The organism is Campylobacter concisus (assembly GCF_902460415.1).
Classification (GTDB): Bacteria; Campylobacterota; Campylobacteria; order Campylobacterales; family Campylobacteraceae; genus Campylobacter_A; species Campylobacter_A concisus_Y.
The window spans coordinates 576,115-589,006 of record NZ_CABPTY010000001.1; the positions used below are offsets into that span (position 1 = coordinate 576,115).

Annotated in this window: 11 protein-coding genes; 10 read left to right on the top strand and 1 reads right to left on the bottom strand. The window is 37.9% G+C overall.

Translation table 11 applies throughout. The annotated features are described in order from the left end of the window. Positions 1-29: 29 nt before the first annotated feature. From pyrH to mnmC, 7 genes are read left to right on the top strand one after another with little or no spacing between them, the layout of a single operon-like run. A complete protein-coding gene (pyrH, locus tag FZ940_RS02745) occupies positions 30-746 on the top strand; it encodes a UMP kinase (protein WP_054196984.1) in 717 nt (238 codons plus the stop codon). Between the two features lie 18 nt (positions 747-764). Further along, complete coding sequence (locus FZ940_RS02750) at positions 765-980, top strand: DNA-directed RNA polymerase subunit omega (RefSeq protein WP_054196983.1); 216 nt, start codon at positions 765-767, stop codon at positions 978-980. Continuing rightward, a complete protein-coding gene (locus tag FZ940_RS02755; protein ID WP_054196982.1) occupies positions 967-3,156 on the top strand; it encodes a RelA/SpoT family protein in 2,190 nt (729 codons plus the stop codon). The genes FZ940_RS02750 and FZ940_RS02755 overlap by 14 nt, the downstream gene beginning before the upstream one ends. A gap of 10 nt (positions 3,157-3,166) precedes the next feature. Next, positions 3,167-4,372 (top strand): tyrosine--tRNA ligase, encoded by a 1,206-nt coding sequence (gene tyrS / locus FZ940_RS02760; protein ID WP_148821407.1) that lies wholly within the window; start codon positions 3,167-3,169, stop codon positions 4,370-4,372. Beyond that, positions 4,373-5,464, top strand: coding sequence for a nitronate monooxygenase (locus FZ940_RS02765; protein WP_021091713.1), 1,092 nt, complete (start codon positions 4,373-4,375; stop codon positions 5,462-5,464). Beyond that, on the top strand, positions 5,461-6,903 hold the full coding sequence (locus tag FZ940_RS02770) for an N-acetylmuramoyl-L-alanine amidase family protein (RefSeq protein WP_148821408.1): 1,443 nt from the start codon (positions 5,461-5,463) through the stop codon (positions 6,901-6,903). The genes FZ940_RS02765 and FZ940_RS02770 overlap by 4 nt, the downstream gene beginning before the upstream one ends. Next, entirely contained in the window at positions 6,900-8,768 is a 1,869-nt protein-coding gene (mnmC, locus tag FZ940_RS02775; protein WP_148821409.1) for a bifunctional tRNA (5-methylaminomethyl-2-thiouridine)(34)-methyltransferase MnmC2/FAD-dependent 5-carboxymethylaminomethyl-2-thiouridine(34) oxidoreductase MnmC1, read from the top strand. Before FZ940_RS02770 ends, mnmC begins: the two co-directional genes overlap by 4 nt. A 58-nt stretch (positions 8,769-8,826) precedes the next feature. Here mnmC and putP read toward each other — a convergent pair whose 3' ends face one another. Continuing rightward, positions 8,827-10,314, bottom strand: a complete 1,488-nt coding sequence (gene putP / locus FZ940_RS02780) for a sodium/proline symporter PutP (RefSeq protein WP_148821410.1) — start codon at positions 10,312-10,314, stop codon at positions 8,827-8,829. Between the two features lie 150 nt (positions 10,315-10,464). On the opposite strand from putP, the gene FZ940_RS02785 reads away from it, so the two are divergent. From FZ940_RS02785 to FZ940_RS02795, 3 genes are read left to right on the top strand one after another with little or no spacing between them, the layout of a single operon-like run. Next, the gene (locus FZ940_RS02785; protein WP_021091602.1) at positions 10,465-11,175 is read left to right on the top strand and encodes an amino acid ABC transporter permease; all 711 of its coding nucleotides are present in this window, start codon (positions 10,465-10,467) and stop codon (positions 11,173-11,175) included. After that, positions 11,168-11,896 carry an amino acid ABC transporter ATP-binding protein gene (locus tag FZ940_RS02790; RefSeq protein ID WP_148821411.1) on the top strand — a complete coding sequence of 243 codons (729 nt, stop codon included), beginning with the start codon at positions 11,168-11,170 and terminating at the stop codon, positions 11,894-11,896. The genes FZ940_RS02785 and FZ940_RS02790 overlap by 8 nt, the downstream gene beginning before the upstream one ends. Before the next feature lie 11 nt (positions 11,897-11,907). Continuing rightward, positions 11,908-12,681 carry a basic amino acid ABC transporter substrate-binding protein gene (locus tag FZ940_RS02795; protein ID WP_148821412.1) on the top strand — a complete coding sequence of 258 codons (774 nt, stop codon included), beginning with the start codon at positions 11,908-11,910 and terminating at the stop codon, positions 12,679-12,681. Positions 12,682-12,892: the final 211 nt, after the last annotated feature.

The window sequence follows — 12,892 nt, forward strand, 5'->3', positions numbered from 1 at the left end:
AGAATGCGTGAATTTCAAGGAGCATGACAATGAGTAAAAGAAAACGCGTATTGGTTAAATTTTCAGGCGAAGCTTTAGCGGGAGAAAATGGTTTTGGCATAGATACGGCGGTGCTTAAATTTATAGCAAATGAGATAAAAGAGCTTGTCGAAAATGGTATCGAGGTTGGCATCGTGATAGGTGGTGGCAACATTATACGTGGTGTGAGTGCTGCAAAAGATGGCATCATCAAACGAACAAGTGGTGATCACATGGGCATGCTAGCAACTGTTATAAATTCGATCGCGATGCGTGAAGCTTTAGAACGAAGTGGGCTAGAGGTAAGAGTGCAAAGTGCAATCAAAATGGAAGCGATCTGTGAGACCTTCATCGTGGGACGTGCGCAGCGCCATTTAGAAAAAGGCAGAGTTGTTATATTTGCTGCAGGTACTGGCAATCCTTTCTTTACAACTGATACAGCAGCAACTTTAAGAGCTATTGAGATCGGCTCAGATATGATCATAAAAGCTACAAAGGTTGATGGCGTTTATGATAAAGACCCGAAAAAATTCAAAGATGCAAAACTTTTAAAATCACTAAACTATGAAAAGGCAATGAGCGATGATATCAAGGTTATGGACGATACTGCCATAGCTTTAGCAAAAGATAACTCACTGCCTATTTTGGTTTGTAATATGTTTAAGGCTGGAAATTTATTAAAAATAATAAATGAAGAAGAAGCGGCCCTATACTCAGTAGTAAAATAAATTTTAAAAAGGATAAATATGAGAACAGAACAAATAACAGCAAGAGCGTTAAAACAAGTTGGTGATGATAGATATAAACTTTCACTTATCGTAGCAAAGCGTGCAGAAGCACTAGCAAATGGAGCAGTAGTGCTTGTAGAAACCGATACTTCAAAGATGAAATTTGCTGACATTGCGCTACTTGAAGTAGCTGAGGGCAAAATAGGCTTAGAGGCAATAGTTGAAGGAAAATAGTCTTTTTTTAGAGCAGCTAATAGAACAAATTTTACCTTGTAAAAATGTTTCAGAAGCTATAACGCTGCTCTTTTCTCTTTGCGAACGAAGCGATAAATTAGACAAAGCTATAGATAGCTGTGTCACATCTCATGCTGGTCAATATCGCAAAAGTGGCGAGCCATACGCAATCCATCCTATCTTAGTAGCATCAATAGTAGCAAATATGGGCGGAGATGAGAGTATGGTTATAGCTGCACTACTTCACGATGTAGTTGAAGATACTGAAGTTACGCTTAGCGAAGTCCAGGCTGAATTTGGTGATGAAGTGGCGAAGCTGGTTGAAGGACTTACAAAGATAGTTGCTATAAGAGAAAACAAACTTGCAAGCTCAAGTAGTAATGAAAAACTAGCAAGCTCGGCACTAACCTTTAGAAAAATGCTTTTAATCTCCATTGAGGATGTTAGAGTTCTTGTGGTTAAGCTTTGTGACAGACTTCATAATATGCTAACCCTTGATGCGTTAAAGGTAGAAAAACAAAAACGAATTGCTGAAGAGACGCTTATGGTCTATGCTCCGATTGCTCATAGACTTGGAATTTCATCGATTAAAAACATACTTGAAGATCTAAGCTTTAAATATGCGATGCCAGAAGAATACGCCAAGATTGATAGCTTTTTAAATAAAAATAAGCAGCAGCTTAGCCTTAAACTAAATGCTTTTTACGAGAAAGTAAGTCAAATTTTGCTTGAAAATGGCTTTATTGAGGGCACTTTCGAGATTCAAAAACGTATAAAACATTACTATTCGATTTATTTAAAAATGCAAAGAAAAGGTATTTCGATTGAAGAGGTACTTGATTTGCTCGCTATTAGAATTCTTGTGCAAAAGCCACTTGATTGCTACCTTGCGCTTGGAAATTTGCATATAAATTTTAACCCTCTTATTTCGAGATTTAAGGATTATATTGCACTTCCAAAGCAAAATGGCTATCAAACGATACATACAACTATTTTTGATAATAAGAGTATTTTTGAGGCACAAGTTCGTACTTACGATATGCACAAAACCGCTGAATATGGTGTCGCAGCTCACTGGAAATACAAAAACGGCGAGGGTAGTCTTTTAAATCCAAAGCTTGACTGGCTAAACGACATTGGTATGCAAAATAATGAAGCTGAAAGTAATGTCGAAGAGCTTTATGAATATGCAAAAGATAGTCTTTACATAGAAGATATTGCGGTCTATTCGCCAAAAGGTGAGGTTTTTACGCTTCCACGCGGGGCTACCGCACTTGATTATGCTTATGAGATTCACACAGAGATCGGACTTTACGCAAAAGAAGCTTATATAAATCGCGTCAGAATGCCACTTTTAACAGAGCTAAAAAACGGCGATATTGTAAGGATTGTAACTGGCGAAGAGGCAAAATTTCGCTGTTCATGGATAAATAGCGTTCGAACTGGTAAAGCAAGGGCTACGATAAGAACATACTGCAAGCAAAAGATAAAAGATATAAATTATAAAATTGCAGTTGATATTTTAAAGTCAGTTTTTGGCGTTTCTAAAGATAGAATTTTAGACTGGATAGAGCATGAAAATTTAGGCAAAAAAGTTTTTCGTGCTGCAACTGAAAGTGATTTTTTGCAAGAGGTCGTAAATATGCTTAAAAAGTATATAAAAAAAGAGCGTCCTTTTATGATCTCTTTGGGCGATAAATATCAGGTTAAAAAGCAAAAATTTGAAAATATCGTAATCTATTCAAATCATAAAATTTCAAATGTCGAGTTTGACTATTGTTGTAACCCAAAAAGAGGCGATAGTATAGTTGGCTTTAAAAATGGGCACAATGTGACAGTGCACCACAAACTTTGTGAGCGTGCTGGAAAGCTTATGGATAAGGGCAATGAAATCATCTTTGTCAAATGGACTAGAAATGCCCCACATAGATATAAAATTTTATTAAATCTTGAGAACCGAAAAGGCGCGTTGGCTGAATTTTTAACATATCTTGCTAGACTAGATGTAAATTTGGCTACAATCTCGCTAAATGAAGCAAATGACCTTAGCGGTGATACATTTGAAATAAGTGTTGAGATAGCCGAAAATATCGATGCAAACGAGCTAAGAGAGAAGATCAAAGATAGATATAAGATTATAGATTTCGTTTCGCAAAGCGATCCATACCATAACTAGGAGAAAGATAATGCAAGATATAGCTGAAATTTTACAAGAGATAAAACGCGGTGTCGCCGAGATTATTGACTTTGAAAGAGTTGAGAATTTAATAAAAAACTATTATGAAAAAGGTGAAAATTTCTATGTAAAGGCTGGCTTTGATCCAACTGCTCCAGACCTTCACTTGGGACACACAGTCGTTTTAAGCAAGATGGCACTGCTTCAAAAACATGGCGCGATCGTGCAGTTTTTGATAGGCGACTTCACTGCTCAAATAGGCGATCCAACTGGTAAATCAGTCACTAGAAAAAAGCTAGATCAAGAGACGGTTTTAAAAAATGCCAAAACTTATGAAGAGCAAGTTTTTAAAATTTTAGATCCAAAAAAAACCGTGATAATGTTTAACTCAAAATGGTCAAATGAGCTTGGAGCTGCTGGAATAATAGAGCTAACTAGCACATTTTCAGTCGCTAGAATGCTAGAGCGCGACGACTTTGAAAAAAGGATAAAAGCTGGCAGTCCAATTTCAATTTGTGAATTTATGTATCCGCTTCTTCAAGGTTATGATAGCGTTGCGATGAAGTGTGACATCGAGATGGGCGGTACGGATCAGAAATTTAACCTTCTTATGGGTAGAACCTTGCAGAGGACTTATAATGTCGGCAAAGAGCAAGCTGTCATCATGATGCCACTTCTTGAGGGGCTTGATGGTGTAAATAAGATGAGCAAGAGCCTTGGCAACTACATCGGCGTAACTGAAAATGCAAATGATATGTTTGCAAAAACGCTTAGTATAAGCGATGAGCTAATGTGGCGCTGGTATGAGCTTTTAAGCACAAAAAGCCTTGGCGAGATAGAAAATTTAATGAACGACGTAAAAAATGGTAAATATCATCCAAAAAAAGCAAAAGAGGACCTTGCGTACGAAATAACAGCAAGGTATCACGGCGAGGAGGCTGCAAAAGCTGCGATGGCTGAGTTTAATAGCGTACACTCTCAAAATCAGCTCCCAACTGATATAAAAGAATTTAGCCTAAAAGCACCAGTTTGGATCGTGGAAGCTTTATCGCAGTGTGAGCTAAGCGAGTCAAATTCTCAAGCAAGACGCGACATAAAGGCAAATGCGGTTAGCATTAATCAAGAAAAGATCAGTGATGAGCAGTTAAAATTAGAAGCAGGTGAATATATCTTGCAAGTAGGAAAGCGTAAATTTGCAAAAGTAAAGGTTGAATAGATGGAGTTAAAGCCATTAAAAATAGGAAAATATGAGATAAAGTATCCGATATTTCAAGGCGGTATGGGACTTGGTATCAGCTGGGACAAACTAGCTGGCAATGTTAGCCTAGAAGGCGGCCTTGGGATAATCAGCTCAGTTGGCACAGGATATTATGAAAATCGTAAATTTATAAACAAAGAGCTAAATGCAAAGCCATTTGGAAGTGAAAATTTCTACTCAACAAGAGGTCTTAGAGCAATTATTGAGAATGCACGAAAAATTTGTGGAGATTTACCACTTGGCGTAAATATAATGTACGCTGCAAATGACTACGCAAGAGTGGTAAAAGATGCTTGTGAAGCCGGCATAAATATCATCGTATCAGGTGCCGGACTACCTACTAATTTGCCAGAATTTACACAAAATTTTAAAGAGGTTGCGCTAGTTCCTATTATCTCAAGCGCAAAAGCACTAAAGATCATCTGCAAACGTTGGCTACAAAGATATGACCGCTTGCCAGACGCGGTTGTGCTTGAAGGACCGCTAAGCGGCGGACACCAGGGCTTTACTTACGAGCAGTGCCTTGATCCTGAGTTTTCGCTATTTAATCTAATCCCACAAGTAAAGGCTGAGATAAAAGAGTGGGGTGACTTTCCGCTCATCGCAGCCGGTGGAATTTGGGATAAAAATGATATCGAAAAAGCAATATCGCTAGGCGCAGACGGTGTTCAAATGGGTACACGCTTCATCGGAACTCATGAGTGTGACGCAGATATTGGCTTTAAAGAAGTGATACTAGCAGCTGAGGAAAAGGACATAGAGCTTATAAAAAGTCCAGTTGGCTATCCGGCTCGTGGGATTAGAACAAATTTGATAAATTTGGTAGAAAAAAGGATGGGACCAAAGATCCAGTGTATAAGCAACTGCGTGAGCCCTTGTCAAAGGGGCAAAGGCGCTAAAGAGGTTGGATATTGCATCGCTGATAGGCTTTTTGACTCATTTAGTGGCAAAAAAGAGACCGGGTTATTTTTCACGGGAGCAAATGGATATAAACTAAAAGAGCTAATAAGCGTAAAAGAGCTAATGCACAAGCTGGTACATGGTGAATGAAACTAGCGATAATCCTCTTTTTTATTGTTTGTAATTTCCTTTTTGCTGCGATAAATTCGGAGATATTTGCAAAATTTGATAAAAATTTTGCCAGCTCAAGCAGAAGCGCAAAGATTAAATTTCACAACGATATAAAAGATATCTATGTCGACGCGATCATCAAAAATGACAAAAATATAAAAAAACAAGCACTCACAAGACTCATAACCAGCTCAAAATCGCTTGGTTTTGACTCAAGTGGGTATATAAAAGATCTAAATGCACTAAATGGCGTAAAGAGTGCTAGTACGCCTAGTGCTACTACTTTGACGCTGCTTAGTGCAACCAAGGCAAATGACACTTTGGTGCTTAAGTTTAATACAAAAATCGATACCGCAAAACTAAAAACATCCTTTTTAAAGCAACAAAATACATATAAAAACATTATGGATATCGATGGTAGATTAAATGGCAATCCGCTAACTTATAAAAATTTCATATCTGATTATATTCACATCTCGCAGTATGATAAAAACACTGTTAGAGTTATTTTTTCTGATAAGATCCAAAAGACTATAAAAGCAAATGCGACAGGCGATCTGCTTGTAATCAGCGCTCAAAATTTTATCTCAAACGAAAATGTAAAAGCACCACTTCATAAAACTAAAAACAAAAACGAAGAAGTGCCACACAAAGAGCCTGAGCCAAATTTCAAGCCGCAGCCTGTACAAAGTGAGCCAGCGGCAGCACCTTTACCACCAGTTACGGCTAGTAAATTTTCACGCAACAAAACGATCGTCATCGATCCAGGTCATGGTGGCACTGATCCAGGTGCAGTAAATGGCAAGCTCCAGGAAAAAACCGCGGTTCTAGGCGTAGCCAAAAAGCTTGGTGACATACTAAAAGCGCGTGGTTACAAGGTCTATTTTACCAGGTCAACCGATGTCTTTATAAATTTAAGAACAAGAACAAAATTTGCAAATGATAAGATGGCTGATCTTTTTGTTTCCATTCACGCAAATGCCGCTCCAAATACCACAAAAGCAAAGAGCATGCACGGCATTGAGACATTTTTCTTATCGCCTGCAAGAAGCGAACGTAGTAAAAACGCAGCCGCGCTTGAGAACAAATCAGATATCGAAGAGATGAATTACTTTTCACAGCAGACATTTTTAAATGTACTAAATCGCGAGAAGATTATCGCGTCAAATAAGCTTGGCATCGATATCCAAAAAGAAATTTTAGCAAGTGCTAGAAAAGTCTATACTGCAAGTGACGGCAGTGTGAGAGAGGCGCCGTTTTGGGTACTTGTTGGTGCTCTTATGCCAGCAGTTCTTGTTGAGATCGGTTATATCACGCATCCAGTTGAGGGCGAAAAGCTCTTTAATGATGCATATCAAAATGCCCTTGCAAACGGCATAGCAAACGGCATAGATGGATATTTCGCAAAAAATAGATGAAAAATGCAAATTTAAGCTTCAAGGGACAAATTCCATTTAACGAGGAGTTTGGTGATATCTACTTTAATACCGACAAACCTTGGCTTGAGAGCGAATTTGTCTTTGCAAGCGCACTTGATGAAATTTGGCAGAGTAAAGACAGCTTCATCATCGCTGAGACTGGCTTTGGTGCTGGGCTAAATTTCTTTACACTTTGTAAGAAATTTAAAGGTAGCTCTAAAAAACTTCACTTTGTTAGCATCGAAAAAAGTCCTATTAAAAAAGATGATCTTTTAAAAATTTATGAAAATTTAGGCATTTTTAAAGCTTATGCCAAAAAGCTGGTTTCACTCTATCCGCCTCTAGTTTCAGGCATACACCGCATAAATTTCGCCCCAAATATCACACTTGATCTTTGCTACGGCGAGGCTAAAGAAATTTTACCCGAGCTTGATTTTAGCGCTGATATCTGGTTTCTAGACGGCTTTGCTCCAAGCAAAAATGGCTCAATCTGGAGCGAAGAAATTTTTAGAGAGATCGCAAGACTAAGCAGGGTTGGTACTATTGCTAGAACCTACTCATGCGCAAAAATAGTAAAAGACGGTCTAAAGCGTGCTGGCTTTCTACTAAGCTTAAAAGAGGGATACGCTAGAAAACGTCAGATGAGTAGTGCCGTGCTAGAAAAAAGGGATGAAAATTTAAAGGATGCTTGGTTTGCAAGATGCGAGCCACTGGCTAAGCCAAAAGGCAAAACAGCACTTATCATAGGAGCTGGCGTGGCTGGACTTGCAACAGCTGGCGAGCTAGCCAAAAATGGCTTTAAGGTTGTGATCGCTGAGGCAAAAAGCGAGGTGGCTACAAATGGCTCAGGCAATCACTGTGGCGCTTTGATGCCACTAGTTACCAAGCCTGGGGTAAATTTAGGTCGAATGCATTTAAACGCATTTTTGCAAGCAGTGAGATTTTACAAGGCAACTTTGCCAAAAAGCCTTATCAAATTTAATGGCTGCATCGACTACGCATTTGATGATGAGTTAATTAAAAGATATGGCTCATGGCAAACTCAAAGCGTAGAGGATATTTTTAAATTCGATGAGGGCCTAAAGCCATATCCTGGGATATTTATAAAAGAGGCAGCATACGCTAGGCCAAGAGAAATTTGTAAATTTTTATCAGGCAGTTTTGAAATTTTATTAAATCACGAGTATGAGAGCAGAGCACATCTGCAAAACGGCAAGATCAGCGTTAAATTTAAAAATGGTAAAATTTTAGAGACTGATATTTTGGTCTTTTGCACTGGCAGTAAGAGCAGTGAAATTTTTAATGGCTACAATATGCAAATAAGTAGTGTCCGTGGCCAAGTAACCCACTTAAAACCAGTGCTAAAAAATGCCATGCCGCTAAGCGCAAAAGGCTACATCTGCCCAGCTGTCAAAGGTTTGCAAGTTATCGGTGCAACTTATGCCAGAAATGAAATTTGCGATACGCCTAAAGTTGAGGATAATGCTAAAAATTTAAGCGATGTAAGCGAGTTTTTTGACACCACAAAAGCCACCATTATCGGCTCACGTGTAGGCTATAGAAGCTATAGCGGAGATAGGTTTCCGATAATTGGCGCCTTACATGACGAAGAATTTTACAAGCAAAACTACAAAGGGTTATTTTGGAGTAAAAATAAAGATAACAATCCAAAAGCAAGCTACGAAAAAAATGTCTTTGTAAATTTTGCTCACGGCTCGCGAGGTCTTTGCACAGCGATACTTGGAGCAAATTTGATAGCTGACCTTGTGCTTGATCGCCCACTTTGCATAGAAAGATCGCTATTTCATGAGCTTCATCCAGCTAGGTTTTTGATAAGAAAACTAAAAAAGGGATTAAAATTTTAAGAGAGAATTAGCAGAAATTCCTAGCACAAGATACTAAGAATTTCTTATAAGATAAGGCTTAAAGCCTTGTTTTCATCTTTTCAAATTCATCTTTTATAATTCGCTCGTGAGGTTCGCTTGTCATTTTATTTATCGCATCGCCCCAGATACTTACGCTAATGATCGCTATACAAGAAGCTATGATGCCAGGTAAAATTTCATAAACATAAGCGTTTAGTCCTGAAGTGATCCAAAATATTACGGTTGCACCTCCAGCTATCATACCAGCGAGTGCTCCAAGTGCACTCATGCGCTTCCAGTAAAGGCTAAAAAGCAGCACTGGTCCAAAGCTCGCACCAAATCCAGCCCAAGCGTTGCCAACGACGTTTAGGACATTGTCTGTTGAGATAAAGGCAAGTATTGTAGCAACTATGGCCACTACTACGACAGCATAGCGACTGATCGCTGTTTGTGTATTTTGACTAATCTCTTTTTTATAGAATGCAAAGATAAAGTCTTTTGTTACCGAGCTAGATGTAACTAAAAGCTGACTTGAGATAGTACTCATGATCGCTGAAAGCACAGCTGAGATGATAATGCCTATAAAAAATGGTGGGAAAAGTAGCTCACCAAGCTTTAAAAACACCGTTTCAGGATCGCTAAGTCCGCCTCTTTGACTAAAGTAGACAAAGCCAATAAGTCCGCTCATAATCGCACCAAGCAACCCAATGCTCATCCAACCAATGCCGATTCTTCTTGCTTTGGCAAGTTCTTTTGAATCACGTATCGCCATAAATCTAACAATGATGTGTGGCTGACCAAAATATCCAAATCCCCAAGCCATAAGTCCTAAAATTCCCCAAAAAGTTTGATCTCTAAATGGGTTTAGGTGATTTGCATCAAGCTTGCTTATCTCTTTTATCAAATTTGTATCGCTTGGCAGGTCTAAATTTAGATATGCCACGACTGGGATCGAGACCAAGACACAAAACATCAAAAGCCCCTGAAATGCATCAGTTATGCTCACAGCCTTAAATCCGCCAAAAAACGTATAAAAGACCACAATACAAAGCGTAAAAATTGCGCCATATCTAAAGCCTATACCAAAAAAGCTCTCAAATGTTTTGCCACCAGCGATGATGCCGCTACTTACGTAAAGTGTAAAAAATATCAAAATGATAAGACCAGATACGATCCTTAAAATTTTTGTTCTATCTTTAAAGCGGTTTTCCAAAAAGTCTGGTATCGTGATGCTATCGCTCGCAACCTCAGTATAGACTCTCAGCCTTTTTGCTAGAAATAGGTAGTTGCAGTAAGCACCTACAATAAGGCCAGCTATCATCCAGATATTTGCTACACCAGTTGCATACAATGCTCCGGGCACGCCAAGTAGCATCCAACCACTCATATCAGAGGCGCCAGCGCTAAGTGCTGTGACAACTGGACCCATTTGACGGTTATCCAGTAGATATTGGTTCATGCTTGCATTTTTATCGTAAAAATATCGTCCGATAAAGAGCAAAAAGCCAAAATAGATGGCTATGGCTAAATAAGACCCAAAGCTCATAAAATTCCTTTCAAATTAAGATAAATGGCTTATGTTAATATAAATTTTTTAAAATTACAACATTCAGTGCCGATCCTTAAACACTTTTAAGCAAAATGATATAAATTTTTTCGTATTATTTAAAGCCATATTTTAAAGAGAAGGACAAAGTTGAAGGCTCAAAATTTAGCTAAATTTCTATTTTTTATAATAATCGTCTCACTTGGAGCATATTTTTTCTATCCAAGAGATCTTAGTGAGGCCCAAGAGATCGCTTATATCAAAAGTTACGGAGTGACTTTAGGGCTTACTATAGGCGGTATTGCCATAGGCATAACACTTGGATTTACTTTGGCGTTTATTAAATTTTTAAATATCAAAGTCTTAAATTTTATAATTGATGAATATATCGATATCTTACGTGGAACACCTGTAATACTTCAACTTCTTATTTTTTCAGTTGTCATTTTTGCAACATGGAGTGATAATTTTTATGTAGCTCTCATCGCACTTGGACTAAATAGTTCTGCTTATGTGGCGGAGATCGTGCGAAGTGGTATAAATAGCGTGGATAAAGGACAAATGGAAGCGGCTCGTGCGATGGGCCTAAACTACTATGTTTCGATGCGCGAGATAGTTTTTCCACAAGCTACAAAAAACATCTTGCCAGCTCTTGCAAATGAGTTTATATCGCTATTTAAAGAGACATCGGTCGTGGGCTATATAAGTGTAGTTGATATCACGATGCAAAGTAAGAGCTTGCAAGCGGTCTTTTATAGTCCAGAGCCAGTCATTTTTACAGGCATTGTCTATTATGTGAGTGTTAAATTTTTTACACTTTTGACAAAACTACTTGAGAGGAGATTAAACCGCCATGATTGAGATTAAAAATTTAAACAAAAGTTATGGCGATTTGCGAGTTTTAAATGATATTAGCGTAGATATAAAAAAGGGTGAAGTTATAGCGATAATTGGTCCAAGTGGTGGTGGAAAAAGTACATTTTTACGCTGTATAAACCGCCTTGAGGAGCCAGATAGCGGACACATAAAGATAAATGGCGAAGATATTTTAGATAAAAAATCAGATATAAATAAAATTCGCCAAAAAGTGAGCATGGTTTTTCAGCACTTTAATCTTTTTGCAAATAAAAACGTCTTGCAAAATTTAACTCTAGCTCCGATAAAAGCGGGAATTTTAGATAAAGTAAGTGCAGAAAAAAGAGCTGATGAGTTGCTAAGAAGTGTTGGGCTAAGTGATAAGAAATTTGCCTATCCGCACAAGCTTTCAGGCGGACAGAAGCAACGTATTGCGATCGCTAGAAGCCTAGCAATGGATCCAGAGGTGATACTATTTGACGAGCCGACAAGTGCGCTTGATCCTGAGATGATCGGAGAGGTGCTTGATATCATGAAAGATGTTGCCGCAAGGGGTATAACGATGCTTGTGGTGACTCACGAGATGGGCTTTGCGAGAAACGTGGCAAATAGAATTTTCTTTATGGATAAAGGCAAAATCGCAGTTGATGACACACCAAAAAATGTCTTTACAAATCCGCAACATGAGCGTTTAAAAGAGTTTTTAAGCAAAATTTTAAATCATTAAAGGAGTAGAAAATGAGTAAAATTTTAAAATTTTTGATGGCAAGTTTGGTTTTATTTCTACTAGGTTGTGGCGATGACGCTAATAAAAAAAATACAGCAAATAATGCCGAAGAAGCTAGTAAAAATGTAGTTTATAAAGTTGGCTCGAGCGCTGATTATCCACCTTTTGAATATCTTGATGAAAACAATAAAATTGTTGGTTTTGAGATAGATTTATTAAATGAGATCACCAAAAAAACTGGAATAAAATTTGATGTTGCAAATATGAGCTTTGATGGGCTGATATCAGCATTAAAAACCGGTAAAATTGATATTGCCATAAGCGGAATGAGCGCAACTGATGAGAGAAGGAAATCGGTTGATTTTACCAAGCCATATTATTTTTCAGAAAATTTATTTATCCGCAAAAAGGGCTCAGATGTAAATAAAGACAACCTTAAGGATAAGAAAATTTCAGCTCAAGTTGGAACATTGCAAGAAGAAGCAGCCAAAAGCATAACCACTAAATCGATACCTGCTGAAAATGTAGCAGCTGCTATCATGTCACTAAACGCTGGTAAAATCGACGTTGTGCTAACTGATAGTCCGATAGGGGTTGAGTATATAAAACAAAATCCAGATTTGGAAGAATTTTTAAGAGTTCCTGATGGTACGGAAGGATTTGCGATGGCGTTTGATAAAGGCAAACACACTGAGCTTATCAAGAAGATAGACGCAGCGATCGATGAGCTACAAAAATCTGGCGAATTTGACAAAATGCTAGATAAATATGGATTAAAGAAATAAATCTAAATACAAAATTTGCAGAGAAGCAGGAATTCTCTGCAAAAACTCACTTTTTTCTAATTTTTAAAATTTAACATCTTTTAAAAGTAAAATTAATAAAATGACTTAATTATTTTCAAGGAGAAAAAATGAAGCTTCTCAGGATGAGAACGGCATTTATTTTAAATGTGCTATTTTCTATTTGCATGTATCACAATTTTGTTAAAAAATT